The organism is Scytonema sp. HK-05 (assembly GCF_963872035.1).
Classification (GTDB): domain Bacteria; phylum Cyanobacteriota; class Cyanobacteriia; order Cyanobacteriales; family Nostocaceae; genus Kalymmatonema.
In genome coordinates this window covers 197,791-222,175 of record NZ_CAWMYC010000103.1, presented here as the reverse complement: position 1 = coordinate 222,175, position 24,385 = coordinate 197,791, and the positions used below count along the sequence as shown (strand labels likewise).

Below are 24,385 nucleotides of genomic sequence, written 5' to 3'. Positions count from 1 at the left end.
TCTTAACTGTCTTAACTGTCTTAACTGTCTTAACTGTCTTAACTGTCTTAACTGTCTTTTTCTTAACTGTCTTAACTGTCCTTGACAAAGAATTGCAATTTAAGAGATATTAGGTACGATGTTTACTGATTGCCAAACAACAAGCAGTTAAGTGAATGCCGAAACATTGAAATTTCAAAAAGAAGCGCAAAGGCAAAGTCAGAATGAATCTTTGTAAAGATGCTTTAGAGATTCTCAAAGAAACCAGTCGGACTTTTTACATCCCAATTAGTCGTTTGCCAAAAGGACTTCTAGAGGCTGTTGCTTCAGCATACTTATGTATGCGTGCGATTGATGAAATTGAAGACGATCCAGATCTGGATAACTCTACCAAAGCAAAGCTGTTGCGAACAATTAGCGTCAGTTTACAGGCAATGGGTGGCGCTGTTACTGCTGATGAACTGTCTTTGGCATTGAGCAAGCACCAGACGCCACTTCCAGAAGTATCGATTCGTATTGGTGAATGGGCAATGCTTGCACCAGAAACTATTAGCCCTCGGATTTGGGATGCAACGGCAGCAATGGCTGATAGAATGGCTTACTGGGCTGAGTGCAGTTGGAAAATTAACACAGAAGCCGATTTGAATTGTTATACGTTTAGCGTCGCTGGCTCTGTGGGGTTGTTACTTTCTGACTTATGGGCTTGGTATGATGGTACACAAACCAACCGAGTTGAGGCTATTGGATTTGGTCGGGGCTTACAAACGGTCAATATTCTGGTTAATCGTGGTGAAGATATACAACGTGGGGTTAATTTCTTTCCTGATGGCTGGACTCAAGAGGATGTAAAGAAATATGCACGTTATAATCTCACTTTAGCTGATGCTTATACAAATGCTCTCCCGAAAGGTCCTGCTTTAGACTTTTGTAAAATTCCGCTTGCTTTGGCTTATGCAACACTTGATGTTCTAGCTCTGGGAGAAACTAAGCTTACCCGCAACGCAGTTCTAAGTATTGTAAATCAGGTTGCTAGTAAGAACTGAAAAGTAAAATTTCAAGGCTATTAAACAGTAAAGTATGCAAACTCAAAACAGAGTTACAGTATCTAGCGTTGCAGAGGCAATCTCCAGAAGCCAGAACTATCTACTCTCAATTCAAAATCCAGCAGGCTATTGGTGGGCAGAACTGGAAGCTAATGTTACCTTGACAGCAGAGGTCATCCTGTTTCATAAAATCTTAGGAACGAGTGCAGGAAGACCCTTGTATAAAGCTGAGGCATATCTGCGTCAACAGCAACGCGAACATGGCGGTTGGGAAATCTTTTATGGAGATGGCGGAGAACTCAGTACCTCCGTTGAAGCTTATATGGCGCTCAAGCTTTTAGGCGTACCAGAAACAGACCCAGCAATGAAAAAAGCGCGGGCATTTATTTTAGAGCGAGGTGGTATCAGTCGGACTCGCGTTTTTACCAAATTCCACTTGGCGCTGATTGGATGTTACGACTGGCGCGGTTTGCCTTCGCTCCCACCTTGGCTAATGTTATTGCCAGAGTGGTTTCCATTTAATATTTACGAAATGTCAAGCTGGGCAAGGTCAAGCACTGTCCCGCTACTGATTGTATTTGATAAAAAACCAGTATTTAAGATTGCTCCATTCTTTACCTTAGACGAGCTGTATACAGAAGGCGCTGAGAATGTACGGTATGAATTACCGCGTCAATCAGATTGGACAGAAGTATTTAACCGCTTTGATGATCTGTTCAAATTAACAGAAAGTTTGAATTTGGTTCCCTTTCGTGATGAAGGGATAAAAGCTGCTGAAAAATGGATATTAGAGCGACAAGATGCTACAGGTGATTGGGGAGGCATTCTTCCGCCGATGCTAAACTCACCTCTGGCTCTATACTGTCTAGGTTACGACGTAAATGATCCAATTATTCAAAGAGCGTTACAAGCTGTTGACCGCTTTGCGATTGAAACTGAAGACAGTTACCGAGTTCAATCCTGTATTTCACCTGTTTGGGATACTGGTTTAGTCGTGCGATCGCTTGTAGAATCTGGTGTTGCACCCAACCATCCAGCTTTGGTAAAAGCTGGAGAGTGGTTGTTAAGCAAACAAATCTTAAGCTACGGTGATTGGGCAGTCAAAAATCGCCAGGGCAAACCAGGTGCTTGGGCGTTTGAGTTTGACAATAGCTTTTATCCAGATGTAGACGATACAGCTGTTGTAGTGATGGCTCTTTCTGCATTGCAACTTCCTAATGAAGCACTAAAACGAGCTGCAATCACTCGTGCAGTTAACTGGATTGTTTCCATGCAGTGTCAAGGAGGAGGTTGGGCTGCATTTGATATGGACAACGATCAATATTGGCTTAATTATGTACCTTATGGCGACCTCAAAGCCATGATTGACCCCAATACTGCTGATGTGACTGCAAGGGTTCTAGAAATGCTCGGTCGTTGTAACTTATTGACCGACAATCAAAGCGTTAACCGCGCTCTAGCTTATCTGAGTCGTGAGCAAGAAACCGAAGGTTGTTGGTATGGTCGTTGGGGAGTAAATTACATCTATGGAACCAGTGGCGTACTGGCTGCACTCTCACTTGTCGCTCCCCAGTCTCATAAAATTAATATCGAACGAGGTGCCGCTTGGCTAATCAAATGTCAGAATCCAGATGGTGGATGGGGCGAGACTTGCTTAAGCTATACAAATCCACAGCTAAAAGGAAAAGGGCGCAGTACAGCATCCCAAACAGCTTGGGCATTAATTGGTCTGATGGCAGCAGGCGAGGCAACAGGAACCTTTGCCAAACAAACAATTGAGCGTGGAATTAAATATTTGTTAGCAACACAGCAATCAGATGGTACTTGGAATGAGGCAGAATTCACAGGTACTGGCTTTCCGGGTTACTTTTATATTCGGTATCACCTCTATCGACAACACTTTCCTTTAACAGCCCTGGGTCGTTATCAAGCATTATTTGCCCAGTCTTAGAGATGGTTTATCAAGCATTAACAATTAACTATTTAATTGGATTTGCTATCAAAAATCATCTGAAAAAAGTTAAGACTAAATAAAACTAGAAAAAATCAGATTTTCATTTTTGGAGAAAATGTATGACTACTAAGGAGATACCAGTAGCTAAAGGATTACCACTAATTGGAAATATTATTCCTTTAATACAAAATCCCTATCAGTTTTTTGTCAAAACTTATCAGCAGCTTGGTCCTCTTTACAAAGTTTGTGTTCCCGGAAGAGTATTAACAGTATTAGGGGGGCCAGAAGCAAATATTTTTGTCTCTCAGACGAAGGTAAATTACTTTAGTAATCGTGAAACTTACGCTGATTTTGTTAAAGAATTAGGTGTAAGTCTTTCAGTTGAATTGGATGGTGATGAGCATCGTCGCTATCGCAAGATAAATGAGACCTTTTACTCTCAAAATAAAGCGGAAAAATATGTAAAGCCAATGATCCAAGCCATTTTAGATGTGTCAGAAAAGTGGCAATTAGGTCAGCGTTTGGAAGTAGATCATTTGATGCAACAACTTACTTGTACACAAGTAGGGTTAGCTTTTCTAAGCTGTAAAGTAGGTGATTACTATAAAGATATTAATACATATTTTGACACAGTTATGAAAGTCGCCCAGCTTAGGATTGCATCAAAGCAAGAACTCCATAAAAGAAAATATATAACAGCTAAAAATCGAACTTTCACTTTCATAAAAACACTTATTGAAGAACGAAAAAAAATGGGCATTCTAAGTGAAAATCCAGATATGCTTGATACATTACTCATCATGACTCATGATGATGGACAATATCTTACAGAAAACGAAATATTTAGCTTTACGTTGTCAGTTTTTTTTACCGTACCTGATACGGTTGCTAAAACTGCATCATTTCTCTTATATGAAATTCTCAAAAATCCAGAATTACACGAAAAAGTGATAGCAGAAGTGGATGTTGCTTTTGCTAATGGTATTCCTGATATTGAAGATATTAAAAATATGAAAGTCTTGCGTTGGGCAGCAATGGAAACCTTGCGTATGTATCCAGTCGGATTTATGCTGCCACGCTATGTAAAACATCCATTTGATTTTGCAGGCTATAGAGTTGAGAGTGGACAATTAATATATATTGCTCTGGGAATATCACATTTTTTACCACAATTTTACCCTGAACCCTATACTTTTGATGTAGAACGTTATAGTCCACTTCGGCAAGAACATAAGCAACCAGGAGCATTTGCACCATTCTCTTTTGGGGAACATACTTGTACGGGAGCAAGATTGGGAGAAATACAGCTGATGCTAATAGTAGCAACTCTTTTATACACAGTCGAGCCCGAAATCGATCCACCAAATTACACTCTCAAAACAACAGTCTTTTCCAAGAAAAGCGTAGCATTAACAGCGGTAGATTTTTACATCAAAACAAGAAGTAGAAATCCCTTAGTCTCTCAATCAAGTCTTATTGATTTGAGACGCTAAGATTTTAGAACTGAAGTCATGTATAGATAAACGTCACCATGAATCTTGAAAGGACAAACATGAAACGCTTCCCATTTTCTTCATTCCCAAACGGTTGGTTCCGAGTCGCTTATAGCAAGGAGCTTACTCCAGGAAAAGTGATGCCATTGTATTATTTTGGAAAACATCTTGTACTTTTCCGTACAGAAGACGGTACTCCTTGCGTACTCGATGCTCATTGTCCTCATATGGGAGCGCATCTTGGATATGGTCAAGTTGAGGGTAACATGATCCGGTGTCCATTTCACCATTGGGGTTTCAATCAAGATGGTAATTGCATTAACGTACCATATACCAACAAATTTTCTCCCAAACCACGCATCCACTCTTGGCCAGTGTGTGAAATAAATGGACTGATTATGGTTTACCACCATTCTCAAGGAAAAGCGCCTACTTGGAAAATACCTGAACTTTCTAGATGGACTGCAAACGGCTGGACTTCTTTTAAAAAGCATCATTGGAAAGTTCGTACCCACGTACAAGAAGTGGCAGAAAATAGCATGGACAATGCACACTTCGTGTATGTACATAAACTTGCTTATCGGGCGCTGATAGACACTTCTTTAGAAGTAGATGGCCCGATTTTAACTCGCCATATCAAGTCCAAATTGGCTTGGGGTGGAAAATTAGGCATTGAAGAGGATTGTTCACAGGAATTTACATACCACGGATTGGGCTATGGTGTAATTTATTCCTCTCTCAAATCAATAGTTGATGTCAGCACTCTAGTTGTCATACTCTTAACCCCGATTGATGAAGAATATGTAGACGTTCACTTACTTTTTAGCGTCCAAAATCTTAGTATTGGCTTGTTGACCCCATTATTACATCTCAAAGGTATGGCTGATTGCATTGAATCAATGGAACAGGAAATACCGATTTTTGAGAATAAGATATTTGTAAAGGAACCCTTACTTAGTGAAGGTGAAGGGTCAATTATGCAATACAGACGTTGGGTACAACAGTTTTACTCAGATGAGGCAGAGCAAAGCATCACCTTAAACAACCTTGCTTGTTTACAAGAAAACTTAACCCTATAAGAGTGACAAAACAGGGTTAAGCATACAGAATCTTGCTTCGATTATTGACAAAAGACGGTTAAGCGTTACGATGACTACTAATTTGAACTCTTTCGAGAATTTGAGTCTTGTAGAAGACACTTTACAACTATCTGCAACTACTCACAAAACCCGTTACGTTCCACGTCATCATCGACGTATCCTTTGCATCTTTCCCAAGTACAGCTGTTCATTTGGCACTTTTCACCATTCTTACCCACTCATGGGTGGTGTCAAAGCTTTTATGCCTCCTCAAGGTATTTTAATTGTAGCTTCTTACTTACCTAAAGAGTGGGAAGTCCGTTTTATTGATGAGAATGTGCAATCAGCAACCAGGATTGATTATCAATGGGCAGATGTGGTCATTGTCAGCGGAATGCATATCCAAAAACGGCAGATTAATACAATTAATGAACTAGCCCATCGCGAAGGTAAAATTACAGTCTTAGGCGGACCTTCAGTATCTGCTTGTCCAGAATATTATCCAGAATTTGACATTTTGCATCTCGGTGAATTAGGAGATGCAAGCGATGAGATGATTGAATATTTAGACGCATATGATACACGTCCCCAAAAGCAAATTTGCTTTAAAACTAAGGAACGTTTACCCCTGAGTGAATTTCCAATTCCCGCCTATCATTTGCTGGATATCAATCAATATTTTATGGGCAATGTGCAGTTTTCTAGCGGTTGTCCTTACCGCTGTGAATTTTGTGATATTCCTGAACTTTATGGACGTAATCCCCGCCTGAAGACACCAGAGCAAGTTATATCCGAATTGGATGCTATGCTTGAATCTGGCAATCCAGGTGTAGTTTACTTTGTAGATGATAACTTTGTTGGCGATCGCCGTGCCGCTATGAAGTTGCTACCTTACTTAATTGACTGGCAAAAACGCAACGGCTACCCCGTCCAATTCTCCTGTGAAGCCACACTCAATCTCGCCCAGAGTCCCAAGCTTTTGGAAATGATGCGCGAAGCTTATTTTTGTACAGTATTTTGTGGCATTGAAACACCTGAAACTAATGCCCTCCAAGCAATTTCCAAAACTCACAACTTAAGTATGCCAATATTAGAAGCGGTAAAAGTTTTAAATAGCTATGGCATAGAAGTTGTATCAGGAATCATCATGGGACTAGATACAGATACCCCCCAAACCGCAGACAGAATTCTTGAGTTTATTCGTCTATCCCAGATTCATATGTTGACAATAAACCTAATTTATGCATTACCTAAAACACCATTGTGGCGCAGATTAGAACAAGAAGGAAGGCTACTTTCAGATGAGGATCGTGAGTCAAATGTTGAGTTTTTATTACCTTATGAAACAGTAATACAAATGTGGCGGCACTGTATCACATCTGCCTATAAACCAGAATTTTTATATGAGCGATTTGCTTATAATATCGAGCATACTTACCGCAATCGGATTGCAGTTCCTAATAGTCCAGCGCGGACATCTTGGGCTAATATCCGCCAAGGTTTAACCATTTTAGCTAATGTCTTAATAAGAATTGGGCTTTTTAGTAACTACCGCAAAACCTTTTGGAAAAGGGCTATACCAATGCTGAAAGCAGGCGATATTGAAAACGTGATTCGTATTGGAGTGATGGGACATCATCTCATTAAGTTTGCAGAGCAATGTGCTAGAGGTGAAGAATCTGCCTCTTTCTACTCACAAAAAGTACAAGATAATCACAAAAGTTAGGTTGTGTCTGTTTTTTCCTGACATAAGTCCTAGATTTATACTTGTGAAAAGGAGACGAATCTTTTCAAGACGTAAGGAGTATTGAGTTTGATTAGTACCCCAGCTATCCCAGTTTGAACTGATAGTAAAACATTCTCAGAAGTAGTTAACTGTTTCTACCAATTCTCTATGAGAATGCATAGAATCAAGCTTCTTGAAACAGAGCTTAGAGGATGAAATCATATTAATTGAGTTAGAGAATTCAATCTATTTTAGATAGTTCAATCTAGTTTCTCAATATTATTAACAATTAAGATGCGTTCGCCCTGACTGATCCACTCCCTTTCCTAAGTTTCAGAATCTCGATTCACAGTCTCAGGTGAGAAGGCTGGAAGACAGACGGAAATATATTCTGCACCTTCCTGACTAGGAGTACTATAGCGAACCGACTCACCTGCACGCGCAATCACTGCCTGTCCCGCTTGAACGTCCATTTGACCGCCCTCATATTCAACCCGAAGCATTCCTTTAAGAATAACAGTGAACTCGTCGAAATCGGGTTTTTGTCCAGGTTCTATCCAACCACCAGGGGAACGCATATGGGCAATACTAACAGCTGCGGTTTGAGTTGATACTCGACCGATATACTCATCAATCAATTTGGGCTTATTTCCTGCGGCTTCAATCCGATTCGGTTGAGGTATAAGTTGCGGCATGGTTGTTTTATACAATTGTTGTGATTGTCAAAGTAAAAGTTTACTCTAATCTGAGTTTATTAAAGAAACTGGTTATAACCGATACAGCAAAGTTCTGGAAAGTTCTGGTAAAGTTCTTGAAAGTAGTTTTGCTTAGCTCATAGAAATACGCTTATACGTCCAGATTTTTGTTAACTGGACGTATAAACCTTCCTAAATCACCCATTATGCTAATATTAAGTATTAAGAAGTACAGGTTAAACAAAATTAATAGCTAACCGCTTCCTGTGCGCTGTACCTTGACAACCTAGAATATAGGGTTCCATCCAGTAACTAGATTTCATGCTCAATCGCTTTCTGTGGATGGGTAAAATTCTAGCAGTACAAAGGTTTGAACATTTTGTATTGTTCAACTGTGCGTAGGGGGATCTCGTGCAGTATAAAGAAAGCGAGAGTCTTTGTCCGACGGGATACCGGGAGTCGCTGAGAAGCCCACATTTACAGCTAGCTGAAGTGTGGGAGTATGTCACCATCTGTTAAGTCTACCCTGCTCAAATTGGTACCATTGAGGTTGGCATTCCTCAAGTTGACCCTTCTGTCATTCAGATAACTAAGGTCATATATTCCCAGTTTTCCAAAATTTGCCGCTCCCACCAAGTTGGCTCCACTCAGGTTTGCATATGTGAGGTTAGCATCGCTGAAATCTGCCCCTCTCAAATCTGCCTTGCTGAGATCTGCGCCAAAGAGGTTGGCTCCCCTTAAATCTGCTGCACAAAGATCTGCTCCAGAAAGGTTAGCGCCACAGAGATTGGCTCTGTTGAGGTCGGCAAATCTTAGACTAGCCTGACTCAGATTTGCATAACTGAGGTTCACTCCACTGAGACTAGCCCGAAAAAAAAGACCGTGACTAATAACGCATATACCTAAGTCTGCCCTTGTGAGGTTCACTCCACTTAAGTTGGCTCCATTAAACTCGACTGAACCTAAAAATAATCCATCACTAAGGTCTGCATGAGTCAGGTCTGCTCCACTCATATCTACCATAGTAAAATCTGCTCCTCTCAAGTCTGCATTGCTAAGATTTGCGTTTTGCAGTTCTGCAAAGTAAATTTTTGCACACTTGAGGTTCGCATGACTGAGATTCACATCGTCTAAAATCCCAGACAATTCTACATAACTTAGGTCAGGCTTAAACTCTGGGTTGCTCTCCCTCCTTTTGTTCCAGACTTGAACTCCTAGCTCAAGTAGCGTCAAGTCATCGACATTTACCATAACAGTACTACTGTGAATATTTCTGAAGATAAGTTGCGATCGCAACTAGGATGAAGAGCTATTATATGCAACCTCAAATCTTACATAAAAGTACTGCGAGAGAAACTTTATAATGACTTTTCGATTCCTTTAATATCAATTCCTAAAATGGCTGCTATTTTAGATTTAATTATGTCTGTTTCAGCGACTAGTTTAGTATCAAGTCCTCTGTTTGGAGATTCTTCTGAATTTCCTGCTCTAAGTCTTGAATAAGTTCTGCTAGCATTTATCCGTTGCTCTTCAAACGACTTTCACTATTATGATGCTATTTTTCCTAGAGTAGGCGATCGCCCAAAAACAAAAAATGAAGCTTTCACCCTTAGATGTTTTCTCTCAGTTTTTTAAAGAATTTATAAACTTTAAAAAAATAATATTATCTGTGTACGAATCAAGAATTAATTTCATTTTCGGTAGGAAAAATAGAGAAATTTTCGCTAGCTTTTAGTTATTAAATTTACATAAAAAACACAGTAGCGTACTATTTTACATTAGAAAATATCTGGGTAAAAGTTAAGTTGAGGCTTTATGTTGTGCAAAAGCGTTGAAGAGATGAAAATAGAGTACCGCCCTATTGATAATTATTCTGGAGGTGCTGGCTTTGAAAAAGACAACCTTGAACAATTAGAAATTCGTCAATGGAAGTGGGTCTTGCCAAGGCGAGAGCAGAATAGTGGTTTTTACCTAGGTACTTGGAAATGCTCGTTTTTCTCTGACGATCGCAGTCGTCGCTATTTATTTGGCTACGTTTTAGTCTTTGAAAAAATTGAAACAATTCGAGCATTCATACACTTCTTTGACCGAAATTTAGATTTTGGATGGCAGCGTCAGGAATTAGAAAGTGAACATTTCGATGTAGAATGCGCCAAGAAATGGTGTGAAACCACAGCAGAAGAAATATTGAATCATATTGAACTACAGCGACAGAAGTTTGACGAATTGGTCAGAATAACATAGTAAAATGCAACTTGGTATCAAGCTCTACGTGCATCTACTTTTCTTTCAAGCTAAATCCAACTGCTACAGTGTTTGTAAGGATTCAGCCTAGCCGCCTTAATATATAGCAGTCCTATTGGATTCGTGAAAAGTGGGAGACAAGGATAGACTTGGAGGACAAGGCAGACTTGGGGGAGGTATTTCACAAGTCCTTCTCAACTATAGTCATGTGTACAGGAATTGTGAACTTATCGTTAAGCAAGTCTTGAGTTTAGAGTCAGTTTTGACAAGTGAGATTTTGACTTTTGACTAACCAGACCGTGGGTTTCACAACTCAAATGGGCCTGCTATAGTTTTCTTTTGGCTCACTTTTTCCTGTAGAACTAATATTAAAATTTTTGTGAAGAACTTCTTAAAAATTTGATGAACATCCTTTATCTCTCATATGATTTTCTGTTGTTTCCTGTTCACTATTAAAATTAATTGAATAGAATGAAGGGCTTTGATATTAAGGAGAATCGAAATGGGACTTAGCAATGGTCTGTCAGATCCAAATAAAAAGAATATGGTGGTGGCTGACTGCGCAAAGTTGTTAGACACGCAGGTTGCTTCAATGGGAGGAGTTTCTGGTCTCGCCTTGAAAGCCGGTTACGCGGCTGTAAAAGGGATCGCGCCCAGTTATTGTGCCGAAGCCATCGAGCGACTTTTACCGGAATCTTTCACGGCACTCGATCCGATTTGGAGTGAAGGCGTACAAACGGGCAACCCGGCGGAACACCTGATCCAGAACCGCTCTCGCACGGCGGACGCGTTGCTGGGCATCACTGACACAAAGATCGAGAAAAGCAGAAACACAACCGTCAAAGGCGTATATGGCAAACTCCGCAACTCAGCTAAGAAGCACGTCGAGGACGCGGTACCGGGCTTAGCCAAGATCATTGATAACTACACCAAGAGCTGAGCGCGTATTTGGTGATAGCTGTTGACTGCTGAGTGTTACCACTCAACAGTCTCAAGTTACGTGTTTGAATGCAACTTGGTATGGTAAATATAATTACGGCAGTTCAAATACGTTGTTAAAGACAATTTGTTTAGGCGATCGCCCAAAATGTCCATTCACGACGCTCAAATTATTTGTCGCTTTATTTGTCGCTTTATTTGTCGCTCAACTAGAACGCCTTACAAGTCGCCAACATTCACAAGCAATTTCCCAATCTTCTTCAGTGTGAATCACCAATACCCGCACTGCTGAGTCAGGGGTGGCAATATCGATATCAACAGGCTTGTCTGCATTTTTTTCGTCGTCAAGTTTTAGCCCTAAAAATCCAAAAGCTTCACAAGCGGCGGCGCGAATCTCAGGAGTATTTTCGCCCACACCTGCGGTAAACACCAATGCATCTAATCCCCCTAAGCTAGCGAGCATCGCACCGATATAAGATCGTAGGCGATGCACGTAGATATCCCACGCCAGTTGAGCACGGGAATTACCTTGAGAAATTGCCTCGCTAATCTGCCGCATATCATTAGAGACGCCAGAAATTCCACGTAAGCCAGAAGCACGATTTAGCACATTATCGAGATGCTCAAGCGAGTTATCAGATTGCCGTAACAGGTGAATCAGAATCCCTGGATCAACAGCACCAGAACGAGCGCCCATCATCAATCCATCTAGCGGCGTAAATCCCATAGTCGTGTCAACACTACGACCGTTTTTTATCGCGGCTAAAGAGCAACCGTTGCCCAAATGACAAGTAATTAACCGTAGAGATGCTAATTCTCGACCGAGGATACGAGCCGCACGCGCAGCACAGTACTGATGACTAATGCCATGAAAGCCATAGCGACGGATACCTTGCTCTACCCACTCATAGGGACCAGGATAGATGGCTGCTGCATCAGGGAGATGAGAATGAAATGCGGTATCAAATGCTGCTACTTGAGGAACAGAACCCCAATGTTGTTCAATCGCTTTTATGCCTTCCAGGTTAGCAGGATTATGGGCAGGAGCAAGCTCGGCAAGACGGGCGATCGCCTTTTTCACTTCCTCAGTAATTTCTACACTTTCACGGTAATCTTGTCCACCATGTACCACGCGATGCCCCACCACATCAATTTCTGATGGCTGATCAATCACCTGAGTGGAACCGTTGCACAGTGTATCAAGCATACGAGCCATGACTTGATCTCGGGAGTCTGCCGGGATTTTCTCTTGCAATTCACCCTTGGCTGTTTTGACCTCGATTTCTGCAAAGCCTTGTTGGTGAGTCCAGTCTACTTTCGCTTCCCAAAGCGGTTTGAGGGGTTCTTCGGGGAGAGTATCACCCGTAATTTCGTACACACAACTCTTTTGACTGCTAGATCCGGCATTCAGTACCAGTATTTTCATGAGGAGGCAGAAACTGATTTTCAGAGTGGGTATGGCACAAACAATTATGAGATGATTTCACTAGACGAACATCTGTCTAATGTGCCGTGTCCTAAATATTTTTAACGCTGTTCTATATTTACTGGACATCTTTGGACATCGGTCAACATTTCTTGCTTCAACCTGGGGAGTCGGCTCCTTCCAGTCCACAAGCGTTAAGTTCGGGGCGAACCAACAACGTTATATCCATGATGAGCAAATTCTAAGGCGGTGGCTTTGCCGATTCCTTGCGATGCACCTGTGATGATGACAGTGTTAGTCATGGGATATCTGAGGTATCATTTGTTCTGACTGAACGGCAGTAGGCAAAACATGATCGGTTTTCAGGACTTTTGCCGATTATTTATAACTCATAAATAATATTACCAACAACAAAGAAAAGATGAACTTAAGCAATTTACTGGAAAAAGAACTTGCCCGATGGAATGATATTATTTCTACCCGTACTCATGAGCCCAGAGCTTACATACACCGGGGGATGGTTCATTTTAAGCTAGCTAACATCGATGAGTCGATTGCTGACTTCGACATTGCAGAACAACTGGACTCTCGTTTAACACCATACTTGTGGCAGCGGGGGTTATCATACTACTACGCTGAAAAATTTGCTGATGGTGCCAAACAATTTGAGGTGGACTTGAGCGTCAACTCTCAAGATGTGGAAGAAACAATATGGCGCTATCTTTGCATTGCCCGCCTTTACGGTGCTGCCAAAGCACGTCAGTCTTTGTTGTCAGTGAAAAATGACCCCCGACTTGTGATGCGGCGCGTATATGATTTGTATGCAGGACATTGTTCAACAAATGATGTCCTGACTGTTGGTACGAACAACGACAAGCGTGCCAAGTTTTACGGTTATCTTTACGTAGGATTGTATTTTGAAGCAGAGAACCAAACAGACCAAGCGCGACACTACATGACTCAAGCACTCAACGAATACGAGATTGACGATTATATGTGGCACGTGGCTGCCATACACCAAAAATTGCGAGGGTGGGATTATACCAATTCAAAATTCAAAATTCAAAATTCAAAATTAAGAAAGTCAGATGCCATCTAAATTTTAAAATTTGCATCTGTTGCCGGATTTTAGAGAATTGGTATTAGGTGCGAATCTTGCCTACTGAAAAGTTTCCACTTTGTTTTTCAAGAAGCACCTGAAGTTTAACTGTCCAGTTCAAAAGCCCATAAAATCTCGAATACGAAAAACCTGCTCTTAAAAAGGGGTTAGGGGTGGGGTTCCTTTGAGAATGACTAGTTCTCTATTGCTCAATGCCCACCCCTTAAGATTAGGTAATAACTGTTGGCTTGTCCATTCCAGTCAAGGTACGAATTTGGGCAATTTCATCTGCAATGGTGATAAGTTCTGCCAATGCTTGCTGGGGGTCGAGATTCTGCTTTGCCGGATCGGGTTCGTAGCTTTCTAAATAAAGCCTTAATGTCGCGCCTTGTGTGCCTGTACCGGATAGCCGGAAGACAATCCGTGAACCATCGGTGAAGCCAATACGAACACCTTGCTTTTGACTAACGCTACCATCAATTGGGTCAGTGTAACTAAAGTCGTCACTGTACTCAACTTCATAGGAACCAAACCGCTTTCCTTTGAGTGTTGGCAGCATAGCACGCAGACTTGTTATGAGGGTATTGGCGCGATCGCTATCTACCTCTTCATAGTCATGGCGAGAGTAATAATTGCGCCCGTAGGTTTGCCAATGTTCTGTGACGATCTGCTCTACTGACTGTTGCCGCACTGCTAAGATATTTAGCCAGAACAACACTGCCCAGAGTCCATCTTTCTCGCGGATATGGTTGGAACCTGTGCCGAAACTCTCTTCACCGCAGAGGGTTGCTCTACCTGCATCTAGCAAATTGCCAAAAAATTTCCAGCCTGTGGGAGTTTCATAACTTTCAATTCCAAGATGTTTCGCTACACGGTCTGCTGCTTGACTGGTGGGCATAGAGCGGGCAATTCCAGCAAGACCAGAACTATATCCAGGAACTAATTTAGCATTTGCTGCGAGTATTGCTAAGCTATCGCTGGGAGTGACGAAAAATTGACGACCCAAAATCATATTGCGATCGCCATCTCCATCAGAAGCAGCACCGAAATCAGGAGCATTTTCCCCGAACAGAATTTCCACCAAATCATGAGCGTAAACGAGGTTGGGGTCGGGATGTCCACCGCCAAAGTCCTCCAGAGGTGTGCCATTCGTGACAGTCCCTTGCGGTGCGCCCAAACGCTCCTCAAAAATATTGTGAGCATAAGGACCCGTCACAGCGTGCAACGAGTCGATACACATACGGAACTGCCCGTTAGTGACCAGTTCCCGGATACGGTCAAAGTCAAACAGCGACTGCATTAACTCTGCATAGTCTGCAACAGAATCAATGACTTCCACCGCCATATCACCTATATTAAACTTTCCTAATGTATCAAGATTGACATCAGGAGCTTCCAAGATTTTGTAGCTATCAATCTCTTTGCTACGTTGATACATGGCTTCCGTCACTTTTTCTGGGGCTGGTCCACCATTATCAATGTTGTATTTTATACCAAAATCACCGTCTGAACCACCAGGGTTGTGGCTTGCGGAAAGAATTATACCACCAAAGGTGCCATACTTGCGAATAATAGCAGAAGTAGCCGGGGTAGAAAGAATTCCACCTTGACCAACCAGCACTCGACCAAAGCCATTGGCGGCTGCCATTTTGAGGATAATTTGAATTGCCTGACGATTGTAGTAGCGACCATCGCCTCCCAAAACCAGAGTCTGACCTTGATATCCTTGCAGGCTATCAAAGATGGACTGCACAAAGTTTTCTAAGTAATGAGGCTTTTGGAAGACAGAAACTTTCTTTCTTAGTCCAGAAGTACCTGGTTTCTGGTCGGTAAACGGTTGGGTTTGTATAGTTTTGCTAACCATAGCGATATTTGAGGCAGAGTTCACAACAAAAATTGCTTGATAGTCCTAACACTACTTAAGCAGATGTTGCCGCAACAACCTCGTGTTAAGTTCTAATTTCCCTCCTCAGGTCGAATCTTAATGGAGCTTATATCTCATTTAGCGGTATGTTTGAAATAGGCATTTTGCCTAATGACAGCGCTTTTTACATGATTAGACCACAAATCTTTGGGTGGGTATTGCCCGTAAAAGCCCATAGGGTGCACTTTTGAGATATTTGTGAGCAATGCCCACCTTACAGAAAACCGCTGTATGTTTTGTTATGCAAACAAACTGCATAGCTGCTAAATTGTCAGATTTCCTACATAGATTTAACTGCTTACTTGCACGCTCAACACAATCAATCAGCACACACTCCTTGGTCACAGATGACTTTTATCAAAAGGAGATTGGCAATGGCTAATCACAAATTTTTCCAGCTAAACCTTGCTATTTCCCAGTCACAAGGCATACACAAATTATTTGCCACAGCGATATTGCTGTTTACTATAGTTTATCCGTCCTCATTTGCTCAAGCGGCTGACTCAAATAAGAACCATTTCAACAATACTTTTGGACAAGGAAGTTTAGAGCTAGGAGTCAACCCAGTTGGAGATCAACCTCAACCATTAGTCGTAGCTAGAAGATACGACAGAAGATCCCGAGTTCGTAGAATAATCATTGGCGGACCAGTCAGGCGAAATCAAGTTAGACGAGTCCGTGTACGACCAGTCAGGCGAAATCGAGTTCAACGAGTCTATCAACCAGTCAGGCGAAATCGAGTTCAACGAGTCTATCGACCAGTCAGGCAATACAACAGATACAGGGGTCAGCGGGTGTACGTACGGTGAAGAATGATTGGGGTGCCTCAGCAGGAGCTTGACGCCCCTGCAATGTCTTATTCTGATTTAGAGGGCAAAAATCAAGCTTTTGCGACTTCTACCATCTGAATAACTGCGCCCAACCCAGCGCTCATTTCTTGTGGTGTAATTTTGCCGTCTTTGTTGACATCTAGTGCATCAAACACGGCGTCGGTTCCCATCCATTCTTCGCGGGTGATGAAGCCATCGCCATCTAAATCGTAGATATGAAAAATATCCTGAGTGGCATGGCTGAGGGTATCTTCTCCGTCCAAACGGGCAAGTCGTTCTGCCAGTAATGTTTCTAAGGTTTCCAGTGCCTTGGTAAAACCTTTGATACCTTCTTCCAATTTTTCGGATGCCATTCGGTCAGCAGCGTGCATCTTGTCAAAGGTAGCTTTGTCCATCGGTATCTTTTCGATGTCTGTTGCTGCTGCTTTGGCGGGGTCAAGTTTACGAGGTAGTTCCCCAGTTGTTGCGTTCAACTCAGCTAACAGTGCAGGAGAAATGGTCAGCAAGTCACAGCCAGCTAGTTCTGTAATTTCACCAACGTTGCGGAAACTGGCTCCCATGACTTGGGTTTGATAACCAAATTTCTTATAGTAATTGTAAATATTTGTAACAGAAACGACTCCTGGGTCTTCCGCAGGCGAGTAACTATCGCGTCCAGTGTCTTTTTTGTACCAGTCGAGAATGCGCCCAACAAAGGGGGAAATTAGAGTTACGCCAGCTTCCGCACAGGCGATCGCCTGGTGAATCCCAAACAACAGAGTCAAGTTGCAATGAATACCTTCTTTCTCCAAGATTTCCGCAGCCCGAATCCCTTCCCAGGTAGAGGCGATTTTGATGAGAACGCGATCGCGCGAAACACCACCCGCTTCATACTGAGCAATCAAGTCGTGTGCTTTAGCAACAGTACCTTCCGTATCGTAGGAAAGGCGTGCATCGACTTCTGTAGACACCCGACCAGGAATAATTTGCAAAATCTTCAACCCAAAGGACACCGCCAAACGGTCAAACGCCAGAGTCGCCACTTCCTTTTGGCTTGCTTGCGGTCCTGCATCTTTCTTTGCTTGAAGTAAAGTCTGATTTACAATTTCCCGATAGTTTGGCATCTGTGCCGCAGCAGTAATCAGAGAGGGGTTAGTTGTCGCATCTTGTGGCTTGAACTTTTCTATCGCTTGAATATCCCCCGTATCTGCAACCACAACAGTTATTTCCCGTAGTTGTTCTAGTAAATTTTTAGACATATGAACTCCTGAAATCAAAGATTTAGATGAGCAACAGACTGCTGGCAACTGTTACTTTTTTGGGAAAATTAAAAATTATACATTTACAATTATTTTCTCACGGATGAATCAGCACTACACTTCTTACACAAGTCATTTTTTGGAAATCAAACCACAGATAAACAACAGATGCACACAGATAAATTATCTGCGTATATCTGCGTGCATCTGCGGTTCCAAATATCCCATTACCGGATTGCTGCTACAAATGTAGTTAACAGTTCTCAGTTATTACTATTTACTAATATAGCGGTAAGAACCCGGAGTAAGGTAGACCAAAGAAATAATGAACCACAGATGGACACAGATGGACACAGATAAATAATGACTTCATTCAATTGAGCTGCGCTATAACTGTTAAGCTACAGCAGTCGCTACGCGTTCCAACAGACCTTCCTTCTGTGCCATAGACAACATGAGGTCAATAACGCGATTCGAGTAACCCCACTCATTGTCGTACCAGGCAACAACCTTAAAGAAGTTAGAATTCAGTTCAATACCAGCACCCGCATCAAAGATGCTAGAACGGATATCGCCCTGAAAATCTGTAGAAACAACTTCGTCTTCTGTGTAGCCCAAAATACCTTGAAGCTCTCCTTCGGAAGCCTGCTTCATCGCAGCGCAAATTTCTTTGTAGCTGGTGGCTTTGGCAGTTTTAAAGGTTAAATCAACTACAGAAACATCGGGCGTCGGAACCCGGAATGCCATACCAGTCAACTTGCCCTTTAACTCCGGCAAAACAAGTGCTACAGCTTTTGCTGCGCCTGTAGAAGAGGGAATAATGTTTTGTGCCGCACTGCGACCTCCTCGCCAGTCTTTTTTGCTGGGACCGTCTACAGTTGGTTGAGTGGCGGTCATGGCGTGTACTGTAGTCATCAGCCCTTCAGTTAATCCAAAGTTGTCGTTGATGACCTTAGCGACAGGAGCCAAACAGTTTGTGGTACAGCTAGCATTAGAGACGATGGTGTCTTTTGCGGGATCAAATAGGTGATGATTTACACCTACTAGCAGAGTAGGAACCCTGTCTGGGTCTTTCGTAGGAGCAGATATTATAACCCGCTTGGCTCCTGCTTTGAGGTGATTTGCTGCTCCTTCATGGTTGGTGAAAAGCCCTGTAGATTCTACTACATAATCTGCACCGGATTTACCCCAAGGCAATTCTGCTGGATTCCTAATTGACACACAAGGAATGAAATGTCCGTTGACAACAATGCCATCATCCTTTGCTTCAACTTTGCCCTTAAAGGTTCCGTGGGTTGAATCGTACCTGAGTAGGTAAGCGAGGTTATCTGGTGGTACTAGGTCGTTAATGCCGACAAACTCGATGTTGGGGTTGTTGATGCCAGCGCGAAACACAAGTCGCCCAATCCGACCAAATCCATTAATACCAACTTTCAGCTTAGTCAATTTGAAAACTCCTGTTGTTGAAAATCACAACACTAGGGATTTCTGGGGGTTTTGGTCCCAAAAGAGAGTCGGGGAGAGTAGGAGGAGCAAATTTTTCCTCATTTCCCTCATCTTCCCCTGGCTCTTCAATATCTTCTTGACCCAATCCTGACAGTATATGCAACAGAAGGCGGATTTAATTGGCATCTTTTAAGGTTTGTTAGGGTTTGAGGACTTAGGAATTTACCCAGTCCCCAATCACTAGTCCCTAGTCCCTTTAGTGGGGCCACTTCCAGTTCTGAATTTCCGGCATATCCTCGCCGTACTTGTGAATGTAGTGCTTGTGTTCGATCAGCTTGTCTTGCAGCATCTGCTTGACATAAGCCGCCTTGTACCCTAGATGTGGCACACGATTAATCACGTCTATCGCTAGGTGGAAGCGATCCACATCGTTAACTACGGTCATATCAAAGGGCGTAGTGGTCGTTCCCTCCTCTTTGTAACCCCGCACATGAAGATTTGCATGATTTGTCCGGCGATATGCTAGACGGTGAATCAGCCAAGGATAACCGTGGAAGGCAAAGATAATCGGTTTGTCGGTGGTGAAAATACTGTCGAAGTCTTTGTCGTTGAGTCCGTGCGGGTGTTCGCTTTCAGGCTGAAGTTTCATTAAGTCCACCACGTTCACTACCCGCACCTTGAGATCAGGGAAGTTCTGCCGCAAGATGTCCACCGCCGCCAAACTTTCCATAGTGGGAATGTCTCCTGCAGATGCCATGACCACATCTGGCTCACCACCTTTGTCATTGCTTGCCCATTCCCAAATACCGAGACCTTTGGTGCAGTGTTTGATTGCTGCATCCATATCCAGGTATTGTAGAGCGGGTTGTTTCCCAGCAACGATGACGTTGACATAGTCACGGCTTCGCAGACAGTGGTCAGTAACTGACAGCAAACAATTGGCATCGGGGGGCAAATACACCCGAACAACTTTTGCTTTCTTGTTGACTACAAGGTCGATAAAACCGGGGTCTTGGTGAGAAAAGCCGTTGTGGTCTTGCCGCCAAACATGCGAGGTGAGCAGGTAGTTGAGGGAAGCAATGGATCTGCGCCAGGGAATGTCCTGGCTGGTGTCAAGCCACTTGGCGTGTTGGTTGAACTGGGAGTCTACGATGTGGATGAACGCCTCGTAGCAGGAGAACAAGCCGTGGCGACCACTGAGGAGGTATCCTTCTAACCACCCTTGACAGGCATTTTCGCTGAGGATTTCCATCACCCGACCTTCAGGAGACAAGTTTGCGTCTTCAGGAAGTCTCTCGGCTACCCAAGTGCGGTCTGTTACCTCAAATACAGTATCTAAGCGATTTGATTTGGTTTCATCTGGACCGAAGATGCGGAAGTTGCGGCTTTCGGTGTTGAGTTTCATCACATCCCGCAGGAACTTTGCCATCACCTTAGTCGCTTCGCCAACATCCCTGCCTCGTTCGGTAACCTTGAGGGCATAATTCTCAAAGTCGGGTATCCTCAAGTCGCGTAGCAGAAGACCGCCGTTGGCATGAGGGTTATCACCCATGCGCCGCTGTCCCTTGGGAGCCAATTGTGCTAGTTCTGGAATGAACTTACCGTTCTCATCAAAGAGTTCTTCTGGTTTGTAACTCCTCAACCACTCTTCTAGGAGTTTGAGGTGCTCTGGCTTGCTTGTCAACTCACCAAAAGGAACTTGGTGCGATCGCCAATAATTCTCCGTTTTCTCGCCATCGACTTCCTTGGGTCCCGTCCAACCTTTGGGGCTTCTCAGGATAATCATGGGCCATTGTGGACGCTGGCTGAAGCCATTGGTACGGGCGTCTTCCTGAATTTCTTTAATTTCGTTCATGGCAGTCTCCAGAGTTGCTGCCATCAACTGGTGCATGGTTTCCGGGTCGGACCCTTCCACAAAGTAGGGCTTGTAACCGTAGCCTACAAATAAGCTTTCCAATTCCTTATGGCTGATCCGTGCCAGCACCGTCGGGTTGGCAATTTTGTAGCCGTTAAGGTGGAGGATCGGGAGAACTGCACCGTCATACGCGGGGTTGAGGAACTTGTTCGAGTGCCAGCTTGTCGCTAGAGGTCCGGTTTCCGCTTCGCCATCGCCGATTACACAAGCAACGATCAGGTCGGGGTTATCAAAGGCAGCACCGTAGGCGTGGAATAGGGAATATCCGAGTTCACCACCTTCGTGGATGGAACCAGGAAGTTCTGGGGTACAATGGCTGCCGACGCCACCTGGGAAAGAGAACTGTACGAAGAGTTTCTTTATACCTTCAGCATCTTGGGAGATGTTGGGATAATACTCACTGTAAGTGCCTTCTAAGTAAACGTTTGCAACGACACCGGGACCACCGTGACCAGGACCAGCAATGTAGATCATGTTCTGGTCATACTTTTTGATCATCCGGTTCAGGTGAACGTAGAGGAAGTTAAGACCAGGAGTTGTTCCCCAGTGACCCAAAAGTCTGGGTTTGATGTGTTCTATCTTCAGCGGTTCTTTCAGCAGTGCATTGTCGAGTAAATATATTTGTCCAACTGAAAGATAATTCGCTGCACGCCAATAGGCGTTCATCTTCCGCAATTCTTCATCTGTTAAAGGCTTTGTCTGTGGAGGACTTGCTAAAGTCATGTCAAAACTCCATTACAAAAGGATGTAGACGAAATCACCTGGAAGTTTAGTTGTCTTCGGCATGATGATCATCTTACTCATGACCAATCTTTCCAGTAGTTAACTGGAAAATGTCGCTTACTTTTCACTGTTATCTGGAAGACCTCGCTTCCATTCCTCTCTGCTATAAGGAGAGAGGAACCTTGATTTTTCCCCCTTCCCTTTTAGGGAAGGGGGCTAGGGGGTTAGGTTTTTCGTGGATTTTTCCACATGGCGTGAAAAGTCAGGAAAATGTCGAAGTAGTAGCTATTTTGTCGTATCTAAAAAAACCTGAACAAATGCGGTTAAAAACCTCTATAAAACGCTAGCAACCCAGGTGTTACCTCGGCTTTTATTTAAGAATCATTTAATCTAAGTCTAGAAATTGAGATAACTTTTTTACTTCTAAAGCTTGACCCAAATTAAATTCTATCTTTAGGTAGAGGAATATTTTCTGATTGACAAGTAATTTAATTCCCCATTCTCTAATCGTTTATTTCCAATAAGCCATCTGGGGGCGTAATTTCAATGCGCCTTGCTGCTATGTCTACAACTGGCGCGATCGCTTTCACAAATGGAATCAAAACAGTCTTCTGTTTTTTGTCTTTTGTCGTTTGACCTTTGTGCTGTTGCTGCGGCAACTGTACTTCCAACAAATCATGACCAGCAGGGATCACATCTACCACAGTACCAACAAGTTCGCCAGATTCCTGCATGAAAACTTGCAAGCCAATTAAATCTACGACATGATATTCATCTTCTCCCAATTGAGGGCGATCGCTCTCTGGAACCATCAATTTACAACCACGCAACTCCTCAGCTTGCTCGCGATTTTCCACAAGAGCAAGTGTGACGATGCATAAGTTTTTCCCTTCAACATAACGTCCTGACAGCAATTCTACAGGTTGCGGTTCCGTCTCGCCCGGACGCAACAACCACCGTTTTCCAGGCACCTCAAAACGTTCGGGGAAGTCCGTGTTAGGGTAAACCCGCATTTCCCCACGCAACCCTTGAGGTGCAACAATCGTACCAATTTCCAGCCAACCTTCTGGTATTGGGGGGGATGAGGGGGATGAGGAGGATGAGGACGATGAGGGAGATGTTGCTCCCTTATCTCCCTTATCTTTTTTCTCTCCCCTTGTCCCCTTATTCCTCATCTTTCCCTCTGCGTCCTTGGCAACGCCAGTCGCCTGCTGTCGGGAAACAAGGACTGCATAGCGCTGGCTTGTCTTAGCGTTTTGTTTAAGCACTTACAGCCGAAAGCTGATAAAGCTGTTGTACAACTTTTGCCAGACGCTGCATACCCGTAGCAATTTCCTCATCAGTTCCGGTCAAGCTAATACGCACACACTGCTGCTTGTGTTTCCACTCTTCGTGTAAACCTGGGAAGAAGGTACTACCAGGTACAACTATGACACCCACACGCTTGAGTTCCTGGTAAAATTCCCAGTCAGTTATTGGCAAATCCGGCAACCACAACCAAGCAAAAATTGCCCCTTCACCGCGATGAAGGAACCAAGGTAAGTCCTTGGGCATCGCCTCGTCTAAGGTGCTTTCTAGAACGGTAAACTTACTTTGGTAAAAGGGGCGGATCACTGTTTCAGCAATTTCCACTAGCGCACCAGATTCAATGGCACGTGCTGCAATAGCTTGTCCATATCGTGAAGCGTGAAGACAGGCATTTGTTTGGAAAGACTCCAGAACTTGAATTACCTGTTCATCCCCAATAGCAATTCCAATACGTTCTCCTGGCAACCCAGCTTTGGATAAACTCATGCAGTGGATAATGTTCTCGCCGAAAATAGGCGTCATTTGGGTAAAGTTTAACGCCGGGAAGGGAGGCGCATAAGCCGAGTCGATAAACACTGGCACATTGTAAGGCGCAGCAAGGGCGGCAATTTTTTTCACTTCATCATCAGTCAGGACATTGCCAGTGGGGTTGCACGGGCGAGAGAAAATGACGCAACCGGTGTTTTCTGTAATTGATAGTTTGCTGAAGTCAGGGCGATATTTAAATTTGTGTGCTGCTGCGTCGATATCTAAAGCTGGTTTGTAGGCAATTAAGGCTTCTGGCACTAAAGTGACGCCGCCGTAACCTGTGTAGTCGGGGCTAAGGGGCAAAACAATTTTTTTCAATTGACCGGTGGTAGTGTAGCCACCAAAGGCATTAGCAGCGTAGAAGTAAAGGCTTTGACTTCCGGGGGTGATGAGAATGTTGCGATCGCTCAAATTTAACCCATACCGCTGATTAAAGTCTTTAACGATCGCTTCAATCAACGGTGCATAACCCTGACTCGATCCGTAGCGACACACTACCTCACCATATTCTGGGTTATTCAGTAATTGTGCGGTACAATCACGCCATAATTGTTCTACCTCTGGCAAAATCACTGGATTGCCAGCACTCAAATTAATCAATTGCTGCCCCGCACTAGCTTGTAAAGTTTCAATAATGTCCTTCATAATGGCTCTGACGCCTGTCAGGTTGGACATATGAGCGCCGAATTGAGTCAGGGCAGGGTTCATAGGCGATTAAAAAATAGGTGTAATTTAGTGGTGGACAAGTTATTTAGTCGTTGCTGCTGATATGCTGTTGCCAAAACAGATGCTACCG

The 24,385-nt window shown here is 43.3% G+C and carries 19 protein-coding genes and 1 pseudogene; 9 read left to right on the top strand and 11 right to left on the bottom strand.

All coding sequences use genetic code 11. The features are described from left to right. Positions 1-203 precede the first annotated feature (203 nt). The 5 genes from AACT52_RS18865 (at position 204) to AACT52_RS18845 (ending at position 7,274) form a co-directional block, all read left to right on the top strand. Positions 204-1,022 (top strand): squalene/phytoene synthase family protein, encoded by an 819-nt coding sequence (locus AACT52_RS18865; RefSeq protein WP_073627150.1) that lies wholly within the window; start codon positions 204-206, stop codon positions 1,020-1,022. A gap of 34 nt (positions 1,023-1,056) precedes the next feature. Continuing rightward, on the top strand, positions 1,057-2,973 hold the full coding sequence (shc, locus tag AACT52_RS18860; RefSeq protein WP_073627148.1) for a squalene--hopene cyclase: 1,917 nt from the start codon (positions 1,057-1,059) through the stop codon (positions 2,971-2,973). 122 nt (positions 2,974-3,095) lie between these two features. Beyond that, positions 3,096-4,469 carry a cytochrome P450 gene (locus tag AACT52_RS18855; protein ID WP_073627146.1) on the top strand — a complete coding sequence of 458 codons (1,374 nt, stop codon included), beginning with the start codon at positions 3,096-3,098 and terminating at the stop codon, positions 4,467-4,469. Between the two features lie 38 nt (positions 4,470-4,507). Next, positions 4,508-5,548: a Rieske 2Fe-2S domain-containing protein gene (locus AACT52_RS18850; protein WP_083629970.1), complete on the top strand. Its 1,041-nt coding sequence runs from the start codon at positions 4,508-4,510 to the stop codon at positions 5,546-5,548. Positions 5,549-5,618: 70 nt separating this feature from the next. Then, the gene (locus AACT52_RS18845) at positions 5,619-7,274 is read left to right on the top strand and encodes a B12-binding domain-containing radical SAM protein (RefSeq protein ID WP_073627141.1); all 1,656 of its coding nucleotides are present in this window, start codon (positions 5,619-5,621) and stop codon (positions 7,272-7,274) included. A gap of 326 nt (positions 7,275-7,600) precedes the next feature. Here the strand turns inward: AACT52_RS18845 and AACT52_RS18840 are convergent, their stop codons facing one another. Both AACT52_RS18840 and AACT52_RS18835 read right to left on the bottom strand, forming a co-directional pair. Then, positions 7,601-7,969 carry a cupin domain-containing protein gene (locus AACT52_RS18840; protein WP_073627139.1) on the bottom strand — a complete coding sequence of 123 codons (369 nt, stop codon included), beginning with the start codon at positions 7,967-7,969 and terminating at the stop codon, positions 7,601-7,603. Between the two features lie 483 nt (positions 7,970-8,452). After that, a complete protein-coding gene (locus AACT52_RS18835; RefSeq protein ID WP_073627137.1) occupies positions 8,453-9,220 on the bottom strand; it encodes a pentapeptide repeat-containing protein in 768 nt (255 codons plus the stop codon). 588 nt (positions 9,221-9,808) lie between these two features. Between AACT52_RS18835 and AACT52_RS18830 the strand changes: the two genes are divergently transcribed. Both AACT52_RS18830 and AACT52_RS18825 read left to right on the top strand, forming a co-directional pair. Beyond that, positions 9,809-10,213, top strand: a complete 405-nt coding sequence (locus tag AACT52_RS18830; protein WP_143172700.1) for a hypothetical protein — start codon at positions 9,809-9,811, stop codon at positions 10,211-10,213. A 502-nt stretch (positions 10,214-10,715) separates the two neighbouring features. Beyond that, on the top strand, positions 10,716-11,153 hold the full coding sequence (locus AACT52_RS18825; protein ID WP_073627133.1) for a DUF6918 family protein: 438 nt from the start codon (positions 10,716-10,718) through the stop codon (positions 11,151-11,153). Between the two features lie 204 nt (positions 11,154-11,357). On the opposite strand, the gene AACT52_RS18820 is transcribed toward AACT52_RS18825, so the two are convergent. Further along, entirely contained in the window at positions 11,358-12,578 is a 1,221-nt protein-coding gene (locus tag AACT52_RS18820; protein ID WP_073627131.1) for an acetate kinase, read from the bottom strand. Between the two features lie 200 nt (positions 12,579-12,778). Continuing rightward, a pseudogene (locus AACT52_RS18815) lies at positions 12,779-12,880 on the bottom strand (SDR family NAD(P)-dependent oxidoreductase); the annotation flags it as partial. A 119-nt stretch (positions 12,881-12,999) separates the two neighbouring features. Between AACT52_RS18815 and AACT52_RS18810 the strand changes: the two are divergent. After that, entirely contained in the window at positions 13,000-13,677 is a 678-nt protein-coding gene (locus AACT52_RS18810; RefSeq protein ID WP_073627127.1) for a tetratricopeptide repeat protein, read from the top strand. 229 nt (positions 13,678-13,906) lie between these two features. Here the strand turns inward: AACT52_RS18810 and AACT52_RS18805 are convergent, their stop codons facing one another. Continuing rightward, positions 13,907-15,541: an alpha-D-glucose phosphate-specific phosphoglucomutase gene (locus AACT52_RS18805; protein ID WP_073627125.1), complete on the bottom strand. Its 1,635-nt coding sequence runs from the start codon at positions 15,539-15,541 to the stop codon at positions 13,907-13,909. A 434-nt stretch (positions 15,542-15,975) separates the two neighbouring features. On the opposite strand from AACT52_RS18805, the gene AACT52_RS18800 reads away from it, so the two are divergent. Then, on the top strand, positions 15,976-16,410 hold the full coding sequence (locus AACT52_RS18800) for a hypothetical protein (RefSeq protein WP_143172699.1): 435 nt from the start codon (positions 15,976-15,978) through the stop codon (positions 16,408-16,410). A 71-nt stretch (positions 16,411-16,481) separates the two neighbouring features. Here AACT52_RS18800 and AACT52_RS18795 read toward each other — a convergent pair whose 3' ends face one another. From AACT52_RS18795 to AACT52_RS18770, 6 genes are all read right to left on the bottom strand, one after another. Continuing rightward, entirely contained in the window at positions 16,482-17,669 is a 1,188-nt protein-coding gene (locus AACT52_RS18795; RefSeq protein ID WP_073627123.1) for a transaldolase, read from the bottom strand. Between the two features lie 396 nt (positions 17,670-18,065). After that, on the bottom strand, positions 18,066-19,115 hold the full coding sequence (gene gap, locus AACT52_RS18790; protein WP_073627121.1) for a type I glyceraldehyde-3-phosphate dehydrogenase: 1,050 nt from the start codon (positions 19,113-19,115) through the stop codon (positions 18,066-18,068). Beyond that, positions 19,108-19,260: a hypothetical protein gene (locus AACT52_RS18785; protein ID WP_339374995.1), complete on the bottom strand. Its 153-nt coding sequence runs from the start codon at positions 19,258-19,260 to the stop codon at positions 19,108-19,110. The genes gap and AACT52_RS18785 overlap by 8 nt, the downstream gene beginning before the upstream one ends. Before the next feature lie 111 nt (positions 19,261-19,371). Further along, the gene (locus tag AACT52_RS18780; RefSeq protein WP_073627119.1) at positions 19,372-21,753 is read right to left on the bottom strand and encodes a phosphoketolase family protein; all 2,382 of its coding nucleotides are present in this window, start codon (positions 21,751-21,753) and stop codon (positions 19,372-19,374) included. 503 nt (positions 21,754-22,256) lie between these two features. Continuing rightward, positions 22,257-22,928, bottom strand: a complete 672-nt coding sequence (gene rimM, locus AACT52_RS18775; RefSeq protein ID WP_073627175.1) for a ribosome maturation factor RimM — start codon at positions 22,926-22,928, stop codon at positions 22,257-22,259. An 85-nt stretch (positions 22,929-23,013) separates the two neighbouring features. Next, positions 23,014-24,297, bottom strand: a complete 1,284-nt coding sequence (locus AACT52_RS18770) for a valine--pyruvate transaminase (RefSeq protein WP_073627115.1) — start codon at positions 24,295-24,297, stop codon at positions 23,014-23,016. Positions 24,298-24,385 lie beyond the last annotated feature (88 nt).